This window comes from Streptomyces sp. AC627_RSS907 (assembly GCF_019049165.1).
The window spans coordinates 1-558 of the sequence record NZ_JAGMUE010000206.1 but is presented as its reverse complement, the minus strand read 5'-3'; the positions used below and the strand labels follow the sequence as shown (position 1 = coordinate 558).

Genomic DNA, 558 nt, shown 5'->3' with positions numbered 1-558 from the left:
TACCGTCGGATCACCTCGCCCACCGGGAGTCCCGGCCACAGCGTGGTCTCGCCGCTGTCGCGGGCGATGACCAGCCGCGCGCTCTGGGTGCCCGGCGCCCGCGAGGGCCCGTCGGGGCGGTCCTCGGCCCAGGCGACGAAGCCGAGGTCGAATTCCCGCACCCGCACCTCGCGCTGCTGGTAGCGCGGGACGTCTCCGTTGACCCACTGCTCCGCGCGCTCCTGCGCCTGCGCGAAGGTCACCATCGCGCTCATCCCTCCACCGGGACGACGTACGCGAAGCCGCCGTCCACCATCAAGTTGGCCACGGTCTCCAGCTCCGGCGGGTTGCCCGCCAGGCGCAGCAGGAAGGCGTCGAAGTCGTCGCCGCAGGGCAGCATCAGCTCCGCGACCCGGTCCCGCACGCTCCAGCCGTCCCGGTCCCGCGCGTCGTCGTACGCGCAGAACCACACCGACCCGATCGCCTCGCCGCGCACCTTGACCGCGATGACGCCGCCCTGCACGAACCCGACACCGAGGTAGTCCTTGGTGAAGTGGTCCCGCAGGCACTTGTTGGCGT

Annotated in this window: 1 protein-coding gene and 1 pseudogene; both read right to left on the bottom strand. The window is 72.0% G+C overall.

Going from position 1 to position 558, the window contains the following annotated elements; translation table 11 throughout:
• Positions 1–254: hypothetical protein (locus KUM32_RS32200; protein ID WP_217145483.1), on the bottom strand; the 254-nt coding region annotated here is incomplete at its 3' end.
• Positions 251–558: pseudogene (locus KUM32_RS32195) on the bottom strand (cell wall assembly protein Knr4); the annotation flags it as partial. The gene KUM32_RS32200 and the pseudogene KUM32_RS32195, both read right to left, overlap by 4 nt.